The sequence below is a fragment of the Aquimarina agarilytica ZC1 genome (assembly GCF_000255455.1).
Taxonomy (GTDB): domain Bacteria; phylum Bacteroidota; class Bacteroidia; order Flavobacteriales; family Flavobacteriaceae; genus Aquimarina; species Aquimarina agarilytica.
The window spans coordinates 29,771-55,917 of record NZ_JH621264.1 but is presented as its reverse complement, the minus strand read 5'-3'; the positions used below and the strand labels follow the sequence as shown (position 1 = coordinate 55,917).

Annotated in this window: 14 protein-coding genes; 1 reads left to right on the top strand and 13 read right to left on the bottom strand. The window is 32.9% G+C overall.

The genetic code is table 11. The features are described from left to right. Nucleotides 1–2: 2 nt before the first annotated feature. The 7 genes from KQA_RS0211385 to KQA_RS20280 all read right to left on the bottom strand — a co-directional run bounded on the left by KQA_RS0211385 (nt 3) and on the right by KQA_RS20280 (nt 8,748). Nucleotides 3–2,435, bottom strand: coding sequence for a GNAT family N-acetyltransferase (locus tag KQA_RS0211385; protein WP_010181231.1), 2,433 nt, complete (start codon nt 2,433–2,435; stop codon nt 3–5). A 14-nt stretch (nt 2,436–2,449) separates the two neighbouring features. Further along, entirely contained in the window at nt 2,450–3,643 is a 1,194-nt protein-coding gene (locus tag KQA_RS0211380; RefSeq protein ID WP_232285893.1) for an MFS transporter, read from the bottom strand. Further along, complete coding sequence (locus KQA_RS0211375) at nt 3,643–4,974, bottom strand: lysine N(6)-hydroxylase/L-ornithine N(5)-oxygenase family protein (protein WP_010181227.1); 1,332 nt, start codon at nt 4,972–4,974, stop codon at nt 3,643–3,645. The genes KQA_RS0211380 and KQA_RS0211375 overlap by 1 nt, the downstream gene beginning before the upstream one ends. A 15-nt stretch (nt 4,975–4,989) precedes the next feature. Next, nucleotides 4,990–6,495: a pyridoxal phosphate-dependent decarboxylase family protein gene (locus KQA_RS0211370; RefSeq protein ID WP_010181225.1), complete on the bottom strand. Its 1,506-nt coding sequence runs from the start codon at nt 6,493–6,495 to the stop codon at nt 4,990–4,992. Nucleotides 6,496–6,854: 359 nt separating this feature from the next. Next, the gene (locus tag KQA_RS0211365) at nt 6,855–7,421 is read right to left on the bottom strand and encodes a hypothetical protein (protein ID WP_010181223.1); all 567 of its coding nucleotides are present in this window, start codon (nt 7,419–7,421) and stop codon (nt 6,855–6,857) included. Nucleotides 7,422–7,670: 249 nt separating this feature from the next. Continuing rightward, complete coding sequence (locus tag KQA_RS0211360) at nt 7,671–8,423, bottom strand: hypothetical protein (protein WP_029209567.1); 753 nt, start codon at nt 8,421–8,423, stop codon at nt 7,671–7,673. A 166-nt stretch (nt 8,424–8,589) separates the two neighbouring features. Beyond that, entirely contained in the window at nt 8,590–8,748 is a 159-nt protein-coding gene (locus KQA_RS20280; protein WP_157366665.1) for a hypothetical protein, read from the bottom strand. 192 nt (nt 8,749–8,940) lie between these two features. On the opposite strand from KQA_RS20280, the gene KQA_RS0211355 reads away from it, so the two are divergent. Then, a complete protein-coding gene (locus KQA_RS0211355; protein WP_010181219.1) occupies nt 8,941–12,240 on the top strand; it encodes a carbohydrate-binding protein in 3,300 nt (1,099 codons plus the stop codon). A 312-nt stretch (nt 12,241–12,552) separates the two neighbouring features. Here the strand turns inward: KQA_RS0211355 and KQA_RS18910 are convergent, their stop codons facing one another. The 6 genes from KQA_RS18910 to KQA_RS0211325 all read right to left on the bottom strand — a co-directional run bounded on the left by KQA_RS18910 (nt 12,553) and on the right by KQA_RS0211325 (nt 26,127). Next, nucleotides 12,553–14,283, bottom strand: coding sequence for a SulP family inorganic anion transporter (locus tag KQA_RS18910; protein WP_010181217.1), 1,731 nt, complete (start codon nt 14,281–14,283; stop codon nt 12,553–12,555). 48 nt (nt 14,284–14,331) lie between these two features. After that, nucleotides 14,332–15,339, bottom strand: a complete 1,008-nt coding sequence (locus tag KQA_RS0211345; RefSeq protein WP_010181216.1) for a LacI family DNA-binding transcriptional regulator — start codon at nt 15,337–15,339, stop codon at nt 14,332–14,334. A gap of 127 nt (nt 15,340–15,466) precedes the next feature. After that, complete coding sequence (locus tag KQA_RS0211340; RefSeq protein ID WP_010181214.1) at nt 15,467–17,200, bottom strand: hypothetical protein; 1,734 nt, start codon at nt 17,198–17,200, stop codon at nt 15,467–15,469. Nucleotides 17,201–17,212: 12 nt separating this feature from the next. Beyond that, nucleotides 17,213–19,186, bottom strand: coding sequence for a RagB/SusD family nutrient uptake outer membrane protein (locus KQA_RS0211335; RefSeq protein ID WP_157366664.1), 1,974 nt, complete (start codon nt 19,184–19,186; stop codon nt 17,213–17,215). 8 nt (nt 19,187–19,194) lie between these two features. Further along, nucleotides 19,195–22,581: a SusC/RagA family TonB-linked outer membrane protein gene (locus KQA_RS0211330; RefSeq protein ID WP_232285891.1), complete on the bottom strand. Its 3,387-nt coding sequence runs from the start codon at nt 22,579–22,581 to the stop codon at nt 19,195–19,197. A gap of 243 nt (nt 22,582–22,824) precedes the next feature. After that, a complete protein-coding gene (locus KQA_RS0211325; protein WP_010181208.1) occupies nt 22,825–26,127 on the bottom strand; it encodes a VCBS repeat-containing protein in 3,303 nt (1,100 codons plus the stop codon). Nucleotides 26,128–26,147 lie beyond the last annotated feature (20 nt).

Genomic DNA, 26,147 nt, shown 5'->3' with positions numbered 1-26,147 from the left:
TTTTAAATAGGTTGTTTTACTGCTCCTTCTTTTCTGAAAGAAGCAATAGGGTTTCTTAATATTCCGGCAAATTGTAGTAAGGCCACAGGATCATCTAAATCTATCATTTGTTTATTATCGTTAAGCTGAAGTCTATTAAGACATGAAAGATGAAAGTCTGGAGCAAATAAATCGTACTGAGCAAACTTAGCTTTGTGTTCAGGATAACGATTTTGGTATTCGTGTATAGTTGAAGCTACTAATTCCCAAAATTTATCTTCTGAAAAATTAAGATGTTCTTCTAAAATAGCCGACATAAAACGAAAGAAACCATCAAAAATATCTGTAAAAATTGAAAGTAATTTTACATCTTCAGGAACTTCAGCATACATCCGTTTTAGATGTGGTGGTAAGCTTACTTCGGGACTTAAAATACAGGCTTCTTCAGTAATATCTTTAAGTAAAATTTTAACGGGAATATTATTTTCCATTACCATAATAATATTTTCGCCGTGTGGCATAAACACTAAATCAAAATGGTAAAAACAATGCAGTAAAGGGCTTAAATAAGCTTTAAAATAGTTGCGCAACCAATCCTCTATTGATAATCCAGAAATAGCTATAAATTCAGGCAACAAGGCATCTCCTTTATCATCAATATGTAAAAACGAAGCCATAGTGACAGGCTTTTCATTTTCATTAATAGCAGAAATAGGACTTTCTCTCCACAACGAAGCTAACATTTTGTTATAATCATTGTGTACTCCAAATTCTTCAAAATAAGGGTTGACATAGCTTACAGAAGCAATTTCACTCAACATTCTAAATCCTGTTTCTTGTATAAAAGGATCGGGGTACAATAGTTCTTCTAACCAAACAGCCATTTTAGGAGCAGTACCTAAATAGTAAAGTGGTAAGCCTCTCATAAAGCCCATATTTAAAATAGACAAGGCTGTTTTTGTGTAGAATTTGGTAGGGTAGGAAGTGTTGAATAACGTACGTATAGATTGCTGTGCCATATACTGATCTGGGCCATAGCCTAAGCAAACTAAATTTTGAGTGGCAATTTCTGGAGAAAAAATATTAGCGAGCTTATTAAACCATTGCCACGGATGCATCGGAATAAATAAATAATCTTCAGGATTTAAGCCTTTATTTTTCAATACTGTATTAAAAGTATTAATCGTATCTGAGTCTAATTCTTGTTTTATAAGTGTATCGTATGGTAAATTTTCTAAAGAGGCATACACTGCTTGACTCTTATGACCTGCTAACCATAAAATATGAAATGTGTTTCCCGCTTCAGGAGCATATGATCGATAATCACTACTATCAAAACCAATACGTCCATTGTTAGCTATAAAACCCGGGTGCCCTTCGGTCATGGATTGTTCTATAGTTTGAAAATCGGCATGAGCTAATTCTGAAACCTCTGGATTTCCTTTAATAACCTTAAATGCGCTACCGTAAAGTGTACTAATAATTTCTTCTAAGTAAACAGGCATTTTTTTAACATCGATACCCAATTGTTTTCTGAATTCTTTAATAAAAACAATAGCATCTAATTGTACAGCTATTCCTGATACCTTTTTTTGTAAAGAATTTGTTTCGATTAAAAGGTGCTGTAGCGCTAAAGGTTTTGCTTTAAATGTATAAACTGTATCAGCATGGTCAGCGTGTAAACTATAACTTTTCCAGCCATTAGCTAATACTTCAGTTATAGTCGGTGTAATAAGCAATTCGTGACTAAATTCACAGATTGACTTTTTAATTAAAGCTCTATTTACGGTTTCCCAAACTTTAGGTTGTAAGTGAGCAATAGATTGCTGTGGTGAAACCGAATTGTCTAATGTATTCATAGTGCTTCGTTTATTTATTTTAGATATTTTTTTTAGTTTTTGATACTGTGTTTTTTCTAAAAAAGCTAATTGTGCTGTTTTATGAGGAAGTTCTACGACTTTATCCAGTTGAAAACCGATACGCTGACACAACGCAAACATTTTTTTATTTCGAATATCGGGTTCTACTAAAATCCGAGAGATTAATGGATTTTGAAAAACAAAATCCATTATAAATGAGAATAAATGCCACGTAAAATTGGGTTTTTTATCATTAGAAGGTGGCGCAACGATTACATGAATTCCACAATCTCCTTGTTGAGGTGTATAATATTCATTAATTAGATCGTAATTAGGATTATAACGTTCTAAAACAAAGGCAGGTTGATCTTTATAGGTGCCTATAAAAATATCATAATGCTTTCGTTGTGAGAGTTGTGTATATTCTTTTTCTACTTCAGCTAGTGTAGCATTTTGCATTCCCCAAAAAATAGCATAATCACGATTAACCCAATCGAGAAGCATTTCACTATCCGTCGTAACATTAAAAGCACGAATACTTAAGTTTCCAAACCCCTTCACAGACTGATTATATAAGATATGCTCTTGTTCTTTCATTTATACGTTTTTCACTAATTATTTGGAAGTTTTTTTAAGGAGAGTAAATACTTCCTTGTTTTAGGAATAGTTATTTTAACTTTAAAGAGAAGTATATATGCCAGTGTAGTCAATAGAAACCCTATAATTGCGATTAAAAAAGGAATTTTTAACCCTTGGTTTTCGACCAAAATTCCTACAGAAAAAGAAGCTATTAGGACTCCGAAGCTTTGGCAAAAATGTACTTTACTGTAGTCTAAAGCATAAGATTCAGGAGTACTTACTTCAAAGAGTAATACATCAAATTGTACTACTCCTTGAAAAATAGCCCATCCATAAATTATACGGCCGATAATAACTGTCGCTTCTGTTGGAATTCCTTGAAATATCAATCCGATTACTCCTAAAAGCAATACTGAAACTATACGTTGCCCCTTAGATTGGTTTCTATTATTTAACCATAAAGCTATTAATGCTACAAAACCAGGTATGGCATAGATAAGCCCTGAAATTAACTTACTATCGAATACTGAGATGTTTTCCCAATATCTAGAAAAGAAAGGACGAATTAAGAAGTCACTGAAATACAAAATCATCGTAATTAAACCTACCTTTAGAATGAAACCTTTAGGCATTAATTTTTGATCAGTATCTGTTTTCGTTTCTTCTACTATTATGTTAGTGTTGTAACGTTTACTTTTTAGCAAATAAGAACTCATTCCCATTTGAATAAAATCACCTAAAGCCATAAATAAAAAGATATTACTGGCATCAATTAGATCTACTGTAAGTCCACCAATTACAGCTCCTAAAATTCCGCCTAAATGTACTACGACCGATAAAAGACCAATTGTGGAAGGATGTTCTTCTTTAGTAATTATTTTTAAAATATAAGGGTAGACTAGTAAGTAACTCCCTTTAAACAGAATCATGATTAGTGATACCGTCCAAAAATTAACATAAGAAGTAGTCCAGAAACAGTATAATGCTAAAAGCCCAGCAATGAATTGTGTATAAATTAAAATATTTAGCTCTGCTACTTTCTTAGAAACGTATGCCCAAAAAGGAAAAGCAATCATAACCATAAAACAAATAGCACCAAAGTAATAACCTACGTGTTTAGGATCGGTGATTCCAAAACGAGCCTCAAAAAACTGGGGATAAAAAGGATGTAATAAGTAATCACTCACTACAGCTACTAAGGTCATTATGATAAGTAGTTTTTTCATTAAAGAGATTGTGGTACTTTAATTTCTTCTTCTGCGGTAACCCCAAATTGTTGGAAAGCAATACGCTTTTCTATGGCGTAATGATCCTTTCCTGTTATTTCCTTAATGATATAGGAGTTACGATAACATGCCATTCCTAAATCGGGAGTAATAAATCCATGGGTATGCAATTCTGCATTTTGTACAAAAATTTCATTTCCTTCTACATCAATACTGTAATTACGGTTCACATCATACCTACCTTGATCATCCCATTTAATTCGATCTATAATACTACTGATACAATGGGGTTGCTGGTAAGCATAACCTGTAGCTAAGACTAAACCTTCTGTTTTATATTGATAGTATTTGTCTTGTTCTGTCTGATGCAATTCGAGGTAAAAGCTTTCTAATGCAGGGTCGTAATCTACTTTTCTTAATTCTGAATTTGTACGGAGATTAATTTTTACATCACTTATTAATCTTTTAGCATACATAAGGTCAAAAATTTCACCTATTAAATCCTCATTGATTCCCTTATATAAATTCTTCTGATTTTTGTTTAATTGATCTCTTTTCTTAGCAGGTAAATTGTAAAAGTAGTCCACATATTCAGGAGAAGTCATTTCTAGCGTAAGCTTAGCATATTCCATTGGAAAAAAGCGAGAGGAACGTGTAATCCAATTTAATTCATAACCATATACATCTATTTCTTGTAAGAGGTCGTAAAAAATTTCAGCGGCACTTTGACCACTTCCTACAATTGTAATGGACTTTTTTTGCTGTAATTGTTCCTTATTTTTTAAATAAGATGAAGAATGAACTGCTGTTTTCTTCAAATTTTTACAACACTCTGGAATATAAGGCTGTGTACCTGTTCCTAAAACAATTTTTTTCGTTTTAAAAATACTTTTTTCAGCAGTTTTTGTATTCGAAACGATTACTTCATAATATGCGCCATTTTCATTGTATACAATTTCTTTAACCTCTGTTTGAAATTGAATATTTGATAGATTTTTAACTACCCATTGGCAATACTGATTGTACTCGTTACGCAGTAAAAGAAAGTTTTCTTTGATGTAAAAAGAATAAATTCTCCCTTGTTGTTTTATGTAATTTAGAAAACTATAAGGATTTGTAGGATCAGCTAGTGTTACTAAATCTGCCATAAAAGGGATCTGTAGTGTAGTGTATTCCATTAGCATTCCTGGATGCCAATTGAAACGTTCGCTTTTATCTAAAAAAATACCATTTAGATTTTCTATAGGCTCTGTTAAGCAAGCCAAGCCTAAATTAAAGGGACCTACGCCTACGGCAATAAAATCTAGTATTTCATTTTTATTTATTTCCATCGTTTATGTCTTTCTTTAGTTTGAGGTTCTGTATTCTTTGCCTTTTTCTTTGATCATATCAATAATCTTTAAAAGGTCTTGAATGGTAGAAGAGGGGTTAAGGAGTGTGAATTTTAGGAAAGTTTTTCCTTCATATTTAGTGCTTGCTACAGAAGCTTGACCTGTTTTAAAAAGTGTGTTTTTAATATATAGGTTTACGGTATCATGCAATTGATCATCTTGAATGCCAAGTACTTTATACCGAAAAACAAGCGTACTTAATTCTGGTTTGTGAATTAATTCAAAACAAGCATCATCTTTCAAACTATGGTATAAATCCAAGGCTAAAAAGTGTACTTTTTCTAAATATGAAGCTAAAGTACTTTCGCTAGTCATTTTTAAAGTAAACCATAACTTTAAAGCATCAAATCTCCTTGTTGTTTGTATTGATTTTTCAATAAGATCAGGACATTCTTCATTTCTATTTTCTAAAGGATTTAAATAATCTGCGTAGTACGAAACATATTGAAAATGCTGTTTATTTTTAGCTAAAAATGCACTAGAACATACAGGTTGAAAGAAAGTTTTATGAAAGTCTACAGTTATAGAATCAGCAAGTTCCATACCTTCTAAAACTTCTTTGTGAGTCTCAGTTAATTTATAACAGCCTCCATAAGCACCATCGATATGAAACCAAACACCTTCTTCCTTAGCTATTTTTCCTATGACTTGAATAGGGTCAAAACTTCCAAAATCAGTAGTTCCTACCGTAGCAACTATGGCTATTGGAATATTCCCTTTTTGCTTTTCTCTCTCTATTTCGAAAACTAAAGAAGAAGTGTCCATTTTCATTCTTTCATCAGTTTTTATAGGAATAACAGCATCATATCCCATACCTAATAAAGCGGCATTTTTCTTCATGCTAAAATGAGCTTTCTCTGAACAAAATATTCTGAATTTACTTACTACTTCTGACCATCCGTTTTGCTTAATATTTACTCCAAAATTTTTATATGCATAATGATCTCTAGCCATTAGCAAAGCCATGAAATTAGATTGTGTTCCTCCACTTGTGAAAACCCCATCAGCATGGCTATCATAACCTATAATAGTATTTATCCACCGAATCATTTCTTGCTCAATTAGGGTAGCGGAGGTACTCTGATCCCATGTTTCAACAGCTGTATTCACTGCTGAAGCAATCATATCTCCAACTAATGCTGGAATGAGAACTGGACAATTTAAATGTGCTACGTAATTGGGATTATGAAAAGAAATAGCATGATCTAAGTACAATTCCTTTATTTCACTAAGAGCTTCATCTAAACTTAAGGCTATTTCTGCTTCAGCTTTAATCATTCTTCCTTTTGATCGAAGATTGGATGGTGTCTCACCACTATAAAAGTTGTTGTTTTCTAGAAATGAGTCTATACAGCGGGTAGTTTTTTCGATGTACTTATTATAAACCTCTTTAGAGGCAGTACCAAAAAAAGAATCAATTGTAGTTGCTTCTTTAAGAATAGTTTGAGGCTGTGCTAACATTCTGTTTTTATTTAATCTAAATAAGTTTTTTGCAAATTTAGATTAGATAAAAAGGAATTATATGACGAAAATGGGATTAAAAATGACGGGGATTGGTTTTTGGGTATTGAATAAATATTTATGCAAATAATTAAACAAGATTAGAAAAATTTATGCGGTTTGGATTGTAGAATAGTTAGTGATTTATTGAGTAGGTAAAATATAAAATTTATAATTTGAATTGATACTTAATTATATATGTAAAAACACTCATTACAAGCAAGTTATCCTGTTGTGTATTTAGAAAAAGTTGTTCAGGCTTCTAAAAAGGATGTAAATTGAAGTCCATGTTATAATTATGAAGCTCTTATGGCTTAAACTCAGATATTAAAAGAAATATCTTCTCTTATAATTTTTTCTTTTAATTTTAAATATCTCTTAGTAGGTCTATCGTTATAATATTTTTTGAAATATTTGGAATATAATAGTTCCTTGCACTTATTGATATTAAAATTAGGGCCATATATTTTTTCAATATGTCTCCATTTTTTTGATTTTATTTGTGATGAGTACATTCCATTTGGGACTGCAGATCTATGTATGAAATAGTCATTTACTAAATAAAGCTTTCTACATCTCTTTAGTGTGAAAGGGCATAAAAAGTAGTATATACTGCCTTTCCCTAGATTTGAAGGGACTGAGACTAATTTAATATCGTAACTAATGGTATTTTCTTTAGATAAATAGCTTATGGTAACTTCAGGAGAGATAGTACTACTGATATTAACAGCTATTTTCACCTTGGCTAAATTAATTCCATTAACTTCCCAGCTTATAATACCAGATTTGTGTTGATTGGATTTTAAATAATTCCATTTTTTTAGATCAGTTATATTAATGATTAAACAATTGTCGAATATTAAAGGGTGTTTTGTAAGTTTTGGCATGGGATTTTTTCTTTGAAACCTAAATCTTTAGAGAATGTTAATGTTTTTATTTAAAACCGATTAAGAATTAGAATTTTGTCTTTTACTAACTACATGCTATTTGCATATATCGTTAAACTAAATTTCCAATTACTAGCTACTAGTTTAGTCTAAAAATAACTAATGCTAAGGCAGATAGCCTTGTATAATACCATACCCCCCCCTTGCACAAGCTCTAGCCTATAATATCCATTTACTTTTTTTCCATTATTAAAGTCTCTTCTTTTTACCAATAATAACCGACCTTATAATATCAGTTTCTACTACAACTACATGTTTATTTTTATTCAATCTAAGCCTTCCTGCTAAATAAGGAAACGTTTTCTTGATGAAAGAAATATCCTTGTACGTTATATCTGCTTTTATATTGTCAATAAAGTATTTACTAGTATTTCTCACCTCCAATAAGCCTGATTTTTCTGCACATTTCTTGTATTTGTTAGCTGTAGAGTTACTTACGCCCAAACATTTTGCTATATAGCTAATTGGTATTGCATAAAACCCTTTAGGATAAAAATAGTGGTTCGTATTGGCATCGCCTATTTTAGACACCGACCTTCTTTTTTTCTCCGAAAAGCGTTTTACTTTCATGTAATAAGTAATTAAAGCAGCACAACAAAATTCCCTTAATGATATAAAATTATTTAGTTCATATATTACAGCTGATTTTGTAACTAGATTTAATTTTTTATGTAAATTTTTATAACTAGTTATTCGGTATGATTTTCTTTTATTATTTACTGTGATCCATCCTTTTTCAATAAGCCATTTGATAGCATCTCTAGTCCATCTTTCTGACATTTTTAAATCTTCAGCCCATTTCTTGTATGCTTCACCACTGTATTGAATATAACCGCTTGAATTATGCTTTAAATATATATATAAAGCTAAATGATTAACTCTTCTGTTAACCAAAGCATACTTACATAGCATTATTGGGATCGTAGTGTAGATAGGCTTCATTTCTTAAATACTTAATCGGTTTGATTTATTATTTAATGGAAATAAGCCAGCTTCTTCTAATACTGGTTTTAACTCATAAATTTTCTTGAACCCTAAATAAATTTGGTTCGAGAACTCTCCTGTTCCCGCTACTGCTTAAAGCCTTTCATTTTTTGAAAGGCTTTTTTTATGCGCTAAAATTAGTTTTTATAGGTGTTTGATTATTCAGATAAAAATCAAACAAGCCTGTATTTAAGATTAATTCTGGAGCTACTTTACTATAACTAGACTCAATATTCACTTTTATAAAATAATTGAGTCTTCTCCTGTTTCTATTGCTTTTCATTTAAAAAGCTTTGTTGCCTATAGTTAGTACATTTACAGTACTAAGAATAATTTGTAAAGCCTAAAACAAAATTCACGCACAACAACTCTTAATATCAACATGTTAAAAATTAATTTTCACTGAAAACGGGGTAGTCTTTGGTCAACTGATTGTGTAGTTTTATGCTAAATCATAACTCTAAATAAAAACATTATGTTAGGTATTAAACAAATACTGCTCACCTTGTGCTGTTTATTTTTCGGAATACAATCATGGGCTCAGATACGATTGGGAAATAATTCAAACACCAACGGCATTCCAGATGGTTGGAAATCAAATTTGATAATAAACTTATCCGACAAATACACCAATAACTCAAACCAGCAAGAGGAACTAACAATTCAAAATTTTTCATTTTATGCCCGTCAAAAAGCGGATCCAATCACCCCTTTTGTGGGCATTTTATTTTTCGATGCAAATCGTATACAAGTGCTTTCTATAGGAACTACCAGATATTCATCTGCATATAATGTAGGTCAAAACACATTTCCATTTGCAAATGGAAAGGCGAAAAAAATTTATTTGAATCCTGGAGAAACAGTAGTAACAGGTTTTTTAGATGCACGCTCAGATGGTTCTGGCGGAAATATTGGTGCAGTAATCCCATTTGACAGATCTGGCAACACAGACAACATTTGGTATGTAGGCGAACCTACAGGAAACCAATCCGGAAGCATAAAGCTTTTCCATAGAATTAAATACACCGATGGACAACAGCTTAACCTAAAACGAAACTACCATTATAACATTACTTTTAAGGTAGCTCCTGCTATAGTTCCTCAGGTATCTCTTATACAGTGGTTTTCTGAAGAAACTATTGCTATGGCACCAGGTGAAGAAGCCTTGATGTCCATAACACTATTCCCTTTTGAAGGAGCTGATATTAGCAGAAGCTATACCACCTCAAATTCAAAAGCTGTAAAATTTACCACAGACAATGGCCATTACCAAATAGTAAAATATATTAATGATACACCTATAACTGTTACGGGAGCTTCTATTGCAAATCCTGAAATGGCATTTACAACCACTATAACTCCTGTAAAGAGAAAGCCAGTATACTCCAATAGTGTCCCTTCAGATAATATGATTTCAGCATCAAATTTTGATTATGGTAATAAAGGCACAAGCTTTTATGATACTAACACTCTAAGCGCTAATCAAGTTGAAAGAAAAGCGGTTGGCACTCGTCAACGCACATCTCCTAGTGGAGGTTTAGATGTTACAGACATAAAAAATGGCGAATGGCTGGAATATACGCTAGATTTTAAAGAAGATGGAAAATATAATATGGAACTAACATATTCGGGAACTAATGGAGGCCTAGTAACTATATACAATCAGACTACAGGCACAACCTCTAATCGTACGCTGCTTCCAAACACTGTTTCAAATCAAGAATACTCCTCAAAATCTATATCAATAGGAACCGCTAATAAGGGTAAAAATATTTTACGTGTGTATTTTGATCGTGGTCAATTTCATTTTAGTGGCTTTAAAATAGAAAAAGAAATAACCGAAACTGTAGAACTCAGCGATTTTAGTCCATACATAATCAAACAAAATATACAAGAAGCTGGTTGGTACAACCTCACCTTAAAATTGGCGGCACCATCTGGTGGCGGATTGTTTGTAGACATCCCCAACAAAATAGGTGGTGGCACATCTAGTTCCTTCACCCTACCAGAAACAAATTCTCCCTCCGATTTTCAAACAGTAAGCTTTCCCATTGGAAATTTACCTAAAGGAGAAAATGAATTTCGATTATTTTATGATGGAACCTCTTGTTTACTGGGAGAATACAAAATAGAAAGAATACCCACACAAAATAAGTCTACTAGACTAGGAAACACAAGTAGCGCTGGAGGCACTTCTGATTCTTGGGATTCAAATTTAGTGGTTAATACTTCAGATAATTATATAAACAATACAGGAATGCAAGAAAAAATTGAGATTAAAGATTTTTCATTTTATGCTCAAAAAAAAGGAGATCCTATTACTCCGTTTGTAGGCCTTTATTATGGCGGTGATAACATTCTAGTTCTTTCCATAGGAACCACTAGAACATCCTCAGAATATCGAATAGGAAAAAACACCTTCCCCTTTAAAGATGGTGGCGAAACTGTTTATTTGAATTCCGAAATTTCTTTTTTAAGAAACGGTGATATCGATTTTTTGGGTAGTCAAATTGTAACTGGTTTTTTAGATGCCCTTCCAAATGGCTCAGGGGGAGGTAATGGATCTGTTATTCCTTATGATACTAAGGGTTCTACTGATCAAATACTATATATAGGTTCTCCCTCTTCTGAAGAATCAGCTGTGATATATCCGTATCGCGAAATAAAACATACCTCTGAAATTATAACACAACTAAAAAGAAACTATCACTACAACATTTCTTTTGACATTCAAACAAATACTATTATGCAACTTTCTCATTTGAAATATGCTAATGATGATTCTTCTAATGATCCCAATAGGATTATTCATGCTTACGAAGGTGAAGAAGGGCAATTTGACATTGTTCCAAGACCCCTTGATTTAAATAAAAATGGGAAAGTTATTTACGCTTCTTCCGAACCCAATCGACTACAATTCAACTCTAACGTAGGACATTACAAAGTTTTAAATTACGGAGATGGTTCTCCAATAGCAGTACGCGCATTTGCCGAAAGTAATCCGGATATTTTTGTTACAGAACTCGTTTACCCTATTCCTGCTAATGCACCAAGTCTTCCTGGCACTGTAGAGGCGGAAGATTTTAATGAAGGTGCTAATGGCAAAACTTATTTTGATAAGACTCCAGGAAATACAGGAAAGAAATACAGAACCAATAGCGATGTTGATATTTTTGACTGTAGCGAAGGTGGTTATTCTGTAGGCTGGATGGATAAAGGTGAATGGCTGAATTATACGGTTTTTGTATCAGAAAAAGGAACGTATAACGCAAATGTTCGTTATTCCACAACAAGAAATCGAGGAGCTATTCGTATAGAATTTGATGGCGTTAATAAAACAAATACACTAACATTAACTAATACAGGAAGCCCAAACACCTATAAAACAGTCACATCAAAAGAATTCTCGTTAGATAGCGGTATTTATACGGTAAGAATTTATGTTGAGGATTTTGGGATTAATATCAATAAAGTTGATTTCCTTTTAGAAGGAACTTCTGGTCAGAAATTATTCAATGTTGTTACTACTGAAAATCTGGATTTAGGAATAAAAATTTATCCTAATCCAGCAAAGGAATTTATTATTATTGAAGGTGGTACTTTTAATAAAGCTTATCGAATTTTAAATCTTAACGGAAAAGTGATAAAAAAAGGAATATTAGAAAAAACGAATTCTATTAATTGCGAAAGTATTCCAAGGGGAATGTATTTACTTGAATTCAGAAATGTCGAAAATCAGGAAATTATTCAAATTGAAAAAGTGATGTTTGAGTAATACGATTTATAAAAAAATATTTCGCATATATCTCGTTTCATTTTTACAATTCATACGTTAAAAAATGAAATAATAACTATGACAGTTTTATTTCCCTTCAAGCATCAACTGGCTTATCACTATCGTGCTGCCTTGTCTTTGACTTGCAAAAAATAATTCAACATATTTATACGAAAATCAGAAAAAAGGGACACTCAAATTTTGTTCTCACCACTACTTAAAGCCTTTCAAATACGAAAGGCTTTTTTTTATAAACTAAAGTTAGCCATCATATGCTCTTCTTTAGATTTCTATTCCACACTTCTTAAGCCACTAAAACAAATCCTTTAGCCATTTTAACACATTAAATTTACGCTCATTAAACTGCATGGTTAATGATTCGTCACAGCTTATGGTTTCCATATTCTCATCAATGTATTGAATCGTATCATTAATATCCATAAACTGTCGGGCTACTCCTAATGTTTCAATAAAACCTGAACGAGTTAAAATATCCCTCACTGGCCCTATCATTCCACTAAAAAGAAGTTCCACGTCTTTCTCGGTAAGTTCTCTATATAAATCTTCGAGTGTATGTAAACCCGAACTATCAATCGCGTGAATATTGGTAGCATGTAGTATCACATATTTTGGTAATTCACGACGTTTTTCTAGTAATCGATAAATGGCTTCTTTAAAATAATCTGAATTCCCAAAATACAATTGATCATCAAAACGAATAATTAAATAATCTGGGTGACTTATTCCATTTGGAAATCGATTTAAATTTCTGTAATAATCGGTTTCTGGTATTTTGACTAATTCGGCAATATGCGGCTTAGAACTGCGATATTGCAAAAATATAAATGATAGCAACACCCCCACTAAAATACCCATCTCAATTGTATGCCCCAAAGTAACTACGAAGGTGACTAACATAATTGAAAAATCATCAAAACGAATTTTAAAATAGCGCTTAGCTTCTTTTATTTTTATTAAACTCACTACGGAAACTAAAATAATTGACGCCAATACTGCCTTTGGTAAGTAATATAATAAAGGAGTTAAAAAAAGTAACGACATTAAAATTATAAAAGCCGTTAGTAGTGTTGACACTTGAGTTTTTGCCCCTGCATCTTCATTAATTGCGGAACGACTGTAACTCCCCGAAGCTAGATTCCCTTGAAAAAAGGTTCCTAATACTTTTGATAATCCTAAAGCTATTAATTCCTTATTGGCATCAACCGTATAATTTCGATGCTTCATTTGAAAAGATTTTGCAATCCCTATACTTCCTATATAACCAATAATGGTTAAAATAAACACTGTTGGCATTAATTGCTTTATAAGTCGCCATTCAAAATTTGGCATATATAATGAAGGTAAGCCCTTGGGAATATCTCCTATGATGGCAATACCCATGGCATTAAAGTCTCGAAAATAACTTATTGCAATAAAAACCACCAATAAAACTATAGCCGACGGAAAGCTTTTTTTCCATTGACGCATTAGCACTAAAAACAGCAGAGAAACTCCAGATACTAGTAAAGTCGGTATATGGGTTTGTAAACTATTTTTACACACATACACCACAGAGGAAAATGTAGACATCCCATTAGGTACTTCCATACCTAAAATACCTTTAAGTTGTGATGCTATTATAATAAATGCTGCTGCAGAAATAAAACCCGAGATTACAGGTTGTGCCAAAACACTTACCAAAAATCCCATGCGCAAAAAACCCATAAATATTTGTAATACCCCCACCAACAATCCGGTCAAAAGTACTAACTCCACAAAGTAATCCGAAAATGGAGTAGCAAGCTTACTAATCCCCGTCATTAACAAAATTGAGGTTACCGCTACTGGACCAATACTCAAATGCCTTGAAGTCCCTAAAAAGGCATAGATCAACAAAGGAATTAACGCCGAATACAACCCATAAATTGGAGGAATACCAGCCAAAAAAGCATATGCTATGGCCTGCGGTATTAAAATAACCCCTACAGTTACCCCTGCAAGCATATCATGTTTTGCTAAGCGCTTAGAATAATTGCTTAGCATATCCAGTAAAGGAAATATGTGTTTTAGCTTTTTTATAGGCTTATTTATCTATTTTGTAGATCCGCGTTTTACTATACTTGTAGTAATATATTTTGTATCTGGCAAGTACCTGTCTGCACGCAACTCTAATTTATCAATTAGTATTTTTGTTGCAGTTTTCCCCATACGTTTAGCATGTTGAGATACAGTGGTTAATCCAGGGTAAGAATGTTTAGCCAATAAACCATTACTAAACCCAATAACAGAAACTTCATTTGGCACATTTAAGCCTAACATATTAGCTGCATTTATAGCGCTTACTGCAGATGGTTCATCCAGACCAATAATACCATCAAATTGATGCTCTTTTAAAAAATTAGAAATTTCAACTAGGAAATCACTATTCTGTCTTAATTTTAGATAATGCAGTTCGCGTCCTTCAATTTCAAAAGCTTCTTTTACTCCTTGCAAACGCGCTTTACCCACACTTAATTTATGAATACCAGAAACTACACCAATTTTCTTACATCCTTGTTTTACAAGCACTTCAACTGCACTCTTAGCAGCTTGGTTATCATCAACAACTACCTTATCACAATATACTTCATCCGATACACGATCAAGCATTACGATAGGAATATCATCCTTTAAAATCTCGTTAAAATGCTCCACTAAACCTTTTGATTGTGTTTCTTGCGAAATCGCTAAAATAAAACCATCTACACCATTGTATGACAGCATATCTAAATAATCTACCTCCTTTTCATAAGATTCATTAGTTATTACTGTAATGATCTTATAGTTATTTTTAGAAGCTTCCATTTCAATACCCAAAAGAATTTTGGCAAAGAAATTATTTAATATATCGGGAATAACTACACCGATACTCCTTGTTTTGCTACTTTTTAAGCTCACCGCCAAAGCATTAGGCTTATAATTATGCTCTTTAGCTAATTTTTTAACTCGGTCAATAGTTGCTTGACTTATTTCGGGATCATTTTTTAATGATTTAGAAATTGTTGAGATGGACAAACCCAACTCCTGTGCTAATTGTTTTAAGGTGACTTTTTTTCGCATTAAGGGGTCGTTTTAATTTAATAGTAAAGATAAGAAAACCCTGATATACTGTAATACTTAAAAAACAAAAAAGCGCAAAACCTAAGGTTTTGCGCTTTTTGATATAAAATTAAAGATAATTTATCTTTTATCTTCCGTCGTCTACTACTCTAATATCTAAAGCATCAATAAAAAGTTTTGCTGCCCCATTACGTTCTCTAATAACTGGCACAAATTTACCAGAAGGACCAGGCCCATCTACTTTTAATTCTTTTGAAACTAAAACCCATTTATTCTTTTCTAATCCGGCTAAATCTTCATCAAAACCAACCCATGGGTCTAAACCTGTAAAGAAAAAACCAACTTTGGAATCTACTCCTGTACTAATCGAACTATCATCGAGATATACCCAAAATGATACTAAATAAGTTACTTCTGTTGGACCTACAAAAGAATCTAAACCATCAGCAGTATTGTCTTCAGCCAGTCTGTGTATGCCAAAATCACCACCTAAAGCTTCTGTTGTAGAAAACAAACCACTTTTCTCTCCAGTAAGACTTTTCTCAGAACTTATCTCAAAATTATCAAGTTGCGTCGCCCATGGATATTGAATATTCCATCCATCCTCAAAACTTGATAATAAGGAGTTAGAAACAATATTAGATCCTGTCATAAACACCTCTGAATTTTCATAAGCACTTACTATAAATTCACCATCTGCCGTTTTTAAATCCATAGAATTATATGATAATTTAACATTATCCATTACTATTGAAGGTATACTTTCAGATAAAGTCAACAATATATCATTAGAATTATCAGGATTAATTGAAATATTTTCAACTTTAATTGATTCGACAATAGACTTTAATTCTGAGTTAGAAATTTCATCAGCTTCAATAGACACATTGAAATTATCACTATTAACCACTGAAATATCCCCTAAAGGCTTTGCATATGTTATATTAATCTCAGAACCATCTGCAGAAAGTTTAATAGGATCTTTACCAACACGTCCTGGTACAATCAAACTAGAAACATTAACTTTTAATGATGACATATCTACATCTTTCAATGGATAGTTTCTGTTAAGAACTAACTTTATAGTTTCTTCAACACCTGTAACAGGATATACTACATTAAATTTTCTTCCTATATCATTAATTACACTTACTTTACTTATGGGATTTCCTGATTCATCTAAAATAGTATCTCCCTTATCATCAACAATAAATCCTCCACCAAAGTCCCAATCTAATACAACTTGGTTTTCACCATCAATATCTGCATGAGTTAACCCTAACTCAGATATACTCCCTGCAGAAACGCTTATAGGTAGATTTACTGTAGCTTCGGTAGGTGAATTTATTTTAGAAACCACTCGATTTCTTATTTGAATTTGATTAAATGCTCTTTTAACAGTCCCATCTTTAAATGTTTCCGTCAAAATTATAGGAAAACCTGTAACCTCTCTTCCACTTACTGTTATATTTCCTCTATTAAAAACATAATCTAAAGGTTCAAATGAACCTTCTTGAGTTACAACTTCAATATTTAAACTAGGGTCTGATTCATCTTTAGGCTGAGGTATATTCCAAACCCTTTTTGCTACTAATTCATCAGAAGACTCACTCGATATAAATACCTTATTACCTACATAGACAAAACCAACCTCGGGCAATCCTGAATTATCAACTAATCCAGAATTCCTATCAATTGTAATCGTATTTTGTGGATTATCATCTGGATCAAATTCAATTTTAATAACAGTGTTTTTTCCTTCCGGTCCAACTGTCTGATCTAAAGGTGCCTCTTCACAACCAACAATAAATAATCCTATTAGCACACAAAAGGCACTTAATTTTCTAACTATTTTTATCATAACATAAGTATTTTATAAATCAAAACAACCTGCAGTGGCATTTCCTCCGCCATACAGACAATTCTGTTTTAAATTAGGATTCAGTGAAATTTGCTCTTGAGGGATTGGCCAATGTGTATGCCTTTCTAAATTAAAAGCTGCCCTCACAGGTAATTGATTCGCAGAACCGCTATTTACAGAGTTAGCATGTAACTTACTTATAACCTCTTCTAATTTTCCCGTTCTAATTAAATCATCTTTTCTCTTACCTTCATAACAAAGTTCTTTATTCCTTTCTAATAGAATTCTATCTAACAATTGATCACCAATAATAGTATCTGGCACTAAAAAAGCATCTCTATCTACTTGAACTCTATTATTTGTAACTGCATTGTCAAGAATTATTCTAGAAGTACCCGCTTCAGAACTAGTAGGTAATGTGTAGACAATTCTATTTTCAGAATCTCCAGATCCTTTATCAGGATCAATTAAATCAGGGATTCTCTCTAATTTAAATTGATTTAAAGATCTAGAAATTACCATATTTACATATTCTCTCGCTTTGTCATCTTGACCTAATGCAACAAGCGCCTCCGCCTCCATTAATAAAACATCAGCATACCTTAAGAAAGGAAAATCAATAGTTCCATCACCACCTGGATTTGGATTAGGTAATGGTTTTATATATTTAAACGGGCTCCATCTATTTGTATCTAAATTTCTATCAGTTAAATCTTTTAAGGGATTTGATTCAGATGTCCCTCTTGCAACTTGTGCTATAGCATCAAAATTTTTACGAGCAATATTGTGCACGAATCTTTTATCTGAAACAAAATTATCTACACCTATTAATCTTACTTCATCAACAAAGTTTAATGCATCTGCAGTCATAAAAACCTTATCTTGATTTGCGTTGTCAACAAAAGGTAAAGGCAGGCCATTACCATTCATATCTGGATTAAGTATATTATCTGTTATAAACCCTGGGTCATTTCTTAAATATTCTAATGCAAAATTAACATTAGCTCTATATGCTCCAAATGATCCTCCATCTCTCAGGTTTCCTTCCCCTAAAAAGTCACCAAAATCACTTCCAACATTACTATTAGGACCATCATAACCTACTGAAAAAATCACTTCATTATTGGTTTCATCGGCAAAAACGTCTGCATATTCAGCTTCAAGCACAAAAGAACCGCTTTTGATAATATCACTAAATAATTCTTCAGCTTGTTCAAATCTTTTTAATCTAGATACAGGATTTCCATTTTCGTCTATACCTCCTTCTACACCACCATATTCTTTTGTGGTAGTCATCTGTAAATAAACCTTACCCAAAAGTGCTTGAGCAGCTTCTTTTGATGCTATATCTGCACTGGAACCAATTCTTGAATTCCCATTATTCATTGCAAATTCTAAATCTTTAATAATTTGCAAGTAAACCTCTTCTGCTGAACTATTAGCTACATTTGCATCAGATTTAACTGTATCAAGTGCCGTATTTTCATCAATATTCTTACTAAGAATTATAGGAATATCACCCCAAATTTTCACCATATCGAAGTACAACATTCCTCTTAAAAACAAAGCTTCTGCAATTACCGGATTAGCATCTTTCGACTCCGGAGAAAACTCATCTATTTGTCCTAAAAAAGCATTTATCTGCTTGATGGCTATATAAAACTCAGTCCATGTCTGCCCTATCAAAAGTGTACCTGCTTCATAATCATATGAATACAAAGGATTATATTCAACCGGAAACAATGTCCCACTATGCGTATCAACTCCAACGTCTGACCATGTTCCTAATAGCCCCCCTTGCCTATATAAAGCATTAGACCTTAATGATGCATATATACCGGGTAACCTCTGTGTCTTTAACTCATTGAAAGTACTAAATGAAGCTGAAGTTGTATTGTTTTCAGATGTAATATCATCACAGCTATTCATGGTAATGCTTAAAACAACCCCACTAATACATGTAATTAATTTATTTATTTTCATCATTTTTTTTTTTAAAATGTCCCTTTAATTCCGATTCTAAAAGTTCTTGCTTTTGGATAAGCATCAAAGTCAACTCCTTGTGTTAATCCTGAGTTAGTACCTCTAGATACACTCACATCAGGATCGTAACCTGAGTAATCACTCCATACATGTAAATTGTCTGCAGCTCCATATATACGTAAACTAGATAAACCTATATTTTTTACGGCTTCTAATGGTAAATTATATCCTAAACTAATGTTTTGCAATCTCAAAAAAGAACCATCTTCTATATAATCAGATACCGTTGCAAATCCCTCTTGTCTTAAACGACCTCTTAAACTATGCACACGGGTTTCTGTATTACTAGGAGTCCAACGTTCTCTTGCAACACCGTACTTATTAGCAAATTGATTAGTATTAAAACCAGGAAGAAGATTTTTATTGTAGATATCATTTCCATACTTCCAATTCAATGCCACTGATAAATCCCATGATTTGTATTTAAAATTATTAGTAATTCCACCAAAATGATCTGGATTAGCATCACCTATAATTGTTAGATCAGACTCATCTATTCTACCATCTTCATTTAGATCTTTTAACTTTTGCTGTCCTGGTCTGTTTTTTGCTCCAGCTGAAGCAACTCCATCCTTTAGTGTGTAATTAACTCCATCTATAGTAAAATCACCCCCAAATACTAACAAATTACCCGTACCATCCTTTGTATTAGTTCTATATAGATTTGCAGACTGTTCTGGAGTCAAATCTTCAAATTCCTCAAAATCACTGTATTGATAAACTCCATCACTAACAAAACCATAAATAGAATTTAAAGGAGATCCTTCTCTAACTATAAAATCATTTGAAACTGTTCTAAACGCAGATGAAGAAACTAAAAATTCATCTCTAACTCCACCTAATGACACCACCTCATTCTGAATAAAACTTATATTAAAATTTGTACTCCATCTAAAATCTCCTGTATCTACATTAACACTACTCAAAGAAAATTCATACCCAGTATTTTCTACTTCACCTGCGTTTTCTAACACAAAAGGAAATCCTGCTTGGCTCGCAGTAGGCTTTTCTAACAATAAATCTGTTGTATTTTTAAGAAACCAATCTACACCTATATTCAATCTATTATTAAACAAACCTATCTCTCCTCCTAAATCATATTGCGTTGTAGTTTCCCATGTTAAATCAGGATTCGAAACTCTTCCCAAGAAAAAACCATTCGCTCTACTTCCATTTCTTACACTTGCAGCATTGATGGAATTAGGATTTCCTCTGAAAAACAAATCCCTATCAATATTATAAGAAGTTCTTGATTGAAAAACTCCAATTTTATCATTTCCAGTTTGGCCTACACTTGCTTTAAATCTTAGATTACTCAAAAACCCTACATTATCAAAGAAAGACTCTTCAGATGCATTCCAAGTCAAACCAACTGAAGGAAAGAATCCCCACTGTGTTGATCCAGGAAAAAATCGTGATGACTTATCTCCCCTAGCCGCAGCACTTATAACATATCTTTTATCAAAAGAATAATTAAAACGAGCGAAAATTCCTAACAAACCATTCTCTTGTCTATCGCTTGTCGCCTCAAAATTAACTCCAGCAGCTAAAGCATCTAAATTAACAGAATCACTTGCAAAATTTGTCGATCTAGTCGTCTGTATTCTTGTTTCACTTCTAATAATACTCGACCCTAAAACCGCAGCAATTTTATGCTTTCCTCCTAATAATTTATCATAAGTCAGCGTATTATTATTTTGATATCTAGCTTGTGAAAACTTATTAAGAACTGCTAATCCTCCACCTATAAACTGTCCTAAACCAAATGAGCCTGGAAAAAACACTCTTCCATCATTATTGTAGGTATTAAACGAAAGAGAACTTTTGAATTTCAATCCTTCTACTAATTTATATTCCAAATAAGTTGAAATAAAACCAAATAATTCTTCTCCTTCATTAATCGTTTTGTTCACTTGTAATACTGGATTAATAATAAACCTTCCATTAGCTCTTGTTACAAAACCAGTTTCATCTCTTTGTACCCCACTCGCTCCTTCACCTTGTCTACCTGTATCAAATCGACCTTGTACTGGTGTAGCCAAGGCTAAATTAGTAATCACACCAAAAGCACCACCTGTACCAGAAGCATCTGGTGTTGCCGAAACAATTCCGGATCTATCTGCTCTACCTCCATTCACCTGAAATCCAACCTGTAATCTCGAATTCACATTTCCACCAACATTAACGTTTGACTGAATTCTCTTGTAATCAGTATTTTTAACAATCCCTTCTTGATCAGTATAACTTAAACTACCACTAAACCAAAAATCAGAACTACCCTGTCTTGCTGAAATACTATACTTATTAACAATAGCTTCTCTAAATATCTCATCTCTAAAATCCCTCACATTAAAACGACGTAAACCATCTGGACCTACAGCATCCAATGCTAAATCTCTTCCATTATTATCCCTAAAAGCTGTTTGCTGAAAACGAGTATCTCTATTTGTTGGATCAAAAGGAAACGCTTCTCTAAAATAATCAACATACTCCTGAGCTCCTAACAAATCAATATGCTTAGAAATTGTCTGAACTCCTGTACTCGCATTAAAATCAAATGTCAATCCAGTATTCGATTTACCTGTTTTGGTCTGTATAATAACAACACCATTAGCACCTCTTGAACCATAAATTGAAGTTGCACTCGCATCTTTTAAAATTTCAATCGATTCAATATTATTTGGATCAATAGTAGATAAAGGACTTGATTGCGCAGCGCCTGTTTCATCGCTTCCTCCCACACCTATAGGATCACCATCTATCTCAACCCCATCTACAACATATAGAGGCGCACTACTTGCATTAATAGAAGTAGCACCTCGAATTTGTATTGTTGCTGCATCACCAGGTCCACCTTGTGAAGTTGTAATTTGAACTCCTGCCGCCTTACCTTGTAAAGCTTCTTCAAAAGAAACGGCTTGCACCTTGTTTATATCCTCAGATTTTAACGAAACTTGCGAACCTGTTAGTTCTTTCTTTTCCAATGTACCATAACCAACTACAACAATCTCAGAAAGATTATTAACATCCTCGACAAGAGACACGTCAACCGTTGTGTTATCAGTTACTTTTACTTCCTGAGTTACATAGCCTACATACAAAAACTGCAACACATCACTTTCTTCTGCTTCGATGGCATATAACCCATCAAAATCTGTTACCGCCCCCACGGATTTGCCTTTAATAGTTACACTCACGCCAGGCAAAGGTATACCCTCGGCGGTAACCGTTCCTGAAATCGTTTTAGTCTGAGCCGAAACAAAACCGAAACTCAATAACATAATTGAGGTAAACAGTATGGTTTTTAACAGACTAACTAATCGAAAGTTGTTTTTCATAGTTTAGTTTAAAAATTTAATTCGTAAGACACGAAACTAAACATTTAATAAGACTATTTCAAAAAAAATGATGTTAATATTAAAAAAACATCACTTATATTGGCTACTGCATTACATAGATATTAACATCTTTTCAACAATAACTCCCTCAACTACACAAACTTAATTTTCCTACAAAACAATAAATGACTATAACAATTTCGTTAAAATATTTTTGAACAATCACAAAAATAGCATTACTACCTATTTTTCAAATGAATAGAATTTCATTTTTCTATTATTAATACCTATTAAAACCGACGCTCCTTTTTTATTAATAGTTATAGCCTCTAAAGATTTTACATTGTCACTCACGCTAAAACCACTATTAGAATCCAGCACATCAAATTCTCCTTTCATAGTCGCTTTAGCTTTTAACATTAAACCTTGGGAAGCATCTGACGGAGTAGTTTCTAATTCCACCCCAAAGCGATTACCCGCTAACAACACCTCATTATAACCATCCTGATTAAAATCAGCTATTAAAAAATCATTCACCGTTGAGAATTGGGCTTCGGTTGGTAAGCGGCTTATTTCGTATTTATTGGCTTCACTTTTATTTTCCACATATACACTTTCAAACATGTTCACTTGTAACTCCTCCCCTTTATTATCTCCTAAAATTGTTTGTATATCTGCTTTTGCAAAATCTGCAAATGTGGGGATTTTTTGAGCCAAACTTGGAATTTGTTGTGTTGCACATTCTTTACCTCTGACAGGAACTGTTTTATTATTTATTTTTTTAGTCAAGAAAACATCAAAAGTTCCATTTTTATCATAATCAGAAGCCACCACTCCAAATGGCTTTTCCTGTGATGCTTTAAATTTATAATTCAAACCTAAATTCCCCACAAAAAAGTCCAAATCCCCATCTTTATCAAAGTCATTAACCTCAATACAATTCCACCAACCTTGTGTATGTTCAAAACCAAATTCACTTGTCTTATTTTTGAATACACCTTCTTCATTTGCAAAAACTGTTATTGGCATCCATTCTCCAACTAAAATCAATTCATTTTCACCATCATTATTCAAATCAACCACAGCAGCATCAGTCACCATACCTAACTTTTTTAGTTCGGGTGCTATTTTATCTGTTACATCAACGAATCGAGAATTTGTATTCTCTAAAATATAACTTTCAGGCGCACTTGGATACTTCCCTGGCACATGACGCCCCCCTACTAACAAATCCAAATCACCATCTTTATCCATATCAAAAGGAATTACACAAGATCCACTTGATCTTATTGGTATTTCAAATTCAGACTTCCTAAATACCCCTTTGCCGCTATTTATATACAACCTGTCTCTATAAAATTCACTCCTCACTTCCTCTTCATTACCTCCACTTACTATATACAAATCCCTATCATTATCTCCATCAACATCAAAAAAAGTAGCGCTTACATCTTCATGATGTTTATCCAAGTCAAAGGCTAATTGTTCTTTTTTTTCAAATATCCCTTTTTGATTCTGAATAAATAAAACTCCTGATTGCCCCATTGCTCCTCCCGCAAAAAAGTCATCCAACCCATCTCCATTTACATCTGCTACTTTTATCACTGGCCCTTCTTCCGAAAGTTTATGGGGTAATAAAATTTGCTTGTTATAATCATCATAATCATTTTCTGCATGTTTGTAATCAATTCCTAAATGCTCACTGGATAATTCTTTAAAAATTTGATCTTTAGATGCTTTTTTTGATTTTCTAAAAATTGCTTCCTTATAAAAAATATCCAGTTGCCTATTCGCTCCTACTTGATGTACTAATTGACTTTTTCCATCGGGCCATTTTACCAATAGTGAATCTATTTTTTGAGCAACACCTAAACCAAAATGAATAATAGGCTCCACACTAGACAAGTAACCTCTAACTGTTTTAAATTCTTGATACTGTTTTTTATTGTTATAGAAAATAGTTGCCTTAGCACCCAATCCGAAAGGATTCTTTTTAGGGCCTTTTAACTTTATTCTTAAAAAATTATTTGAAGCTGTTTCTGAATTATTTTTGTATACAAAAGCTTTGTCATCTATATTATTTATTACAATATCTAAATCCCCATCATTATCCAAATCAGCTGTAGCCATTCCGTTAGAAAAACTTGGTGTAGCCAAACCCCATTTTTTAGCTGACCTATCAAAACTTAAGTCTCCATTATTTTTAAATGCATAATTGGATAGTTTTTCTGAGGGATATAGATTTACAATTTCACTTATAATTTGTGCTTTAGGCTTTGTAGCTGTACTTGGATCTGAAGTATAAGCATCAAATTCTTTTTTTACATCTTTATTCCAAATATCTCTTTTGTAACCATTAGTTACTAATACATCCCTCCATCCATCATTATCCAAATCTGCCCCCAAACAACTCCAACTCCAATCGGTTTGCGCCACTCCTGCTAATTGCCCTATTTCTGAAAAAAAGCCTGATGCCGAATTGAGCTGTAATACATTATGCATGCTCTGCCTATGTATTCCCGACTTTAACGCCTTTGCGTAAGCATCCACTTGCATGGATGGCATATTTACTTTTGACCTGTAATAATCTTCTGGGGACATATCAAGCTCAAAAATATCTTCCAAACCATCATTATTCACATCAAAAACATCAACCCCCATACCATAATATGCTACATGGTTTGTATGTTCCCTTATTGATTCTTCGAAAACTCCTTTTCCCTTATTTTTATATAAGTAATCATTTTCATTGTAATCATTAGCCACATAAATATCAATATTCCCGTCATTATCAAGGTCACTAGTAACTACGCCTAATCCATGCCCAAAATTTTTAGTTATTCCGTTTAATTCTGATTGTTCTGTAAACTGATTATTGTTATTTATATATAATTTGTCTCTGTAATTTGGAAATGTATTTTCGCGCCCCGCTAACACCTGCTCAAAGCCAATAAAAAAATTAGCGGGCCTATTCATTACATATAAATCCAGATCATTATCATTATCTGCATCAAAAAAACTAGCCATCATTGAAAATCCAGCATCTGCTATATGATATTCCTGTGCCTTTTCCTCGAATTGCCCATCGCCTTTATTTATATATAACAAATTTGCTCGCTGCTTTTCATCATCTTTCCACCCCCCTTTACAAATGTAAATATCAAGTAAGCCATCGGCATTCACATCGGCCATTACCACTCCATTATGCCACGAAGTTTTATTTTTGATTCCGGCTTTTTGTGTAATATCTTCAAATACAAAACCTCCTTTGTTTAAATACAGTTTATCTTCAACTTGATTTCCTGTAAAATAAATATCCGAGAGCCCATCATTATTTATATCTCCTACAGCTACTCCCCCTCCGTTATATGCATAATTATATACGCCAAAAAAATTATTATAATCCTCGGTAATATCATTTGAAAAATGAATCCCTGTTTCTTTTGCCTCTAAAGTCGAGAATAACAAAACTGCTTCTTTTTTTTTGTCAGTCATACAACCGAATAAAAAAAGAGCACCAATACCTAATAAATATGTTGATTTCATAAATAAAAAAAAGGAGTTGC

Excerpts from the sequence above, each read along its gene's own strand:
- KQA_RS0211385 (WP_010181231.1), bottom strand. The coding sequence starts at position 2,435 with ATGAAAGAACAAGAGCATATCTTATATAATCAGTCTGTGAAGGGGTTT.
- KQA_RS0211380 (WP_232285893.1), bottom strand. The coding sequence starts at position 3,643 with ATGAAAAAACTACTTATCATAATGACCTTAGTAGCTGTAGTGAGTGAT.
- KQA_RS0211375 (WP_010181227.1), bottom strand. The coding sequence starts at position 4,974 with ATGGAAATAAATAAAAATGAAATACTAGATTTTATTGCCGTAGGCGTA.
- KQA_RS0211370 (WP_010181225.1), bottom strand. The coding sequence starts at position 6,495 with ATGTTAGCACAGCCTCAAACTATTCTTAAAGAAGCAACTACAATTGAT.
- KQA_RS0211365 (WP_010181223.1), bottom strand. The coding sequence starts at position 7,421 with ATGCCAAAACTTACAAAACACCCTTTAATATTCGACAATTGTTTAATC.
- KQA_RS0211360 (WP_029209567.1), bottom strand. The coding sequence starts at position 8,423 with ATGAAGCCTATCTACACTACGATCCCAATAATGCTATGTAAGTATGCT.
- KQA_RS20280 (WP_157366665.1), bottom strand. The coding sequence starts at position 8,748 with ATGAAAAGCAATAGAAACAGGAGAAGACTCAATTATTTTATAAAAGTG.
- KQA_RS0211355 (WP_010181219.1), top strand. The coding sequence starts at position 8,941 with ATGTTAGGTATTAAACAAATACTGCTCACCTTGTGCTGTTTATTTTTC.
- KQA_RS18910 (WP_010181217.1), bottom strand. The coding sequence starts at position 14,283 with ATGCTAAGCAATTATTCTAAGCGCTTAGCAAAACATGATATGCTTGCA.
- KQA_RS0211345 (WP_010181216.1), bottom strand. The coding sequence starts at position 15,339 with ATGCGAAAAAAAGTCACCTTAAAACAATTAGCACAGGAGTTGGGTTTG.
- KQA_RS0211340 (WP_010181214.1), bottom strand. The coding sequence starts at position 17,200 with ATGATAAAAATAGTTAGAAAATTAAGTGCCTTTTGTGTGCTAATAGGA.
- KQA_RS0211335 (WP_157366664.1), bottom strand. The coding sequence starts at position 19,186 with ATGATGAAAATAAATAAATTAATTACATGTATTAGTGGGGTTGTTTTA.
- KQA_RS0211330 (WP_232285891.1), bottom strand. The coding sequence starts at position 22,581 with ATGAAAAACAACTTTCGATTAGTTAGTCTGTTAAAAACCATACTGTTT.
- KQA_RS0211325 (WP_010181208.1), bottom strand. The coding sequence starts at position 26,127 with ATGAAATCAACATATTTATTAGGTATTGGTGCTCTTTTTTTATTCGGT.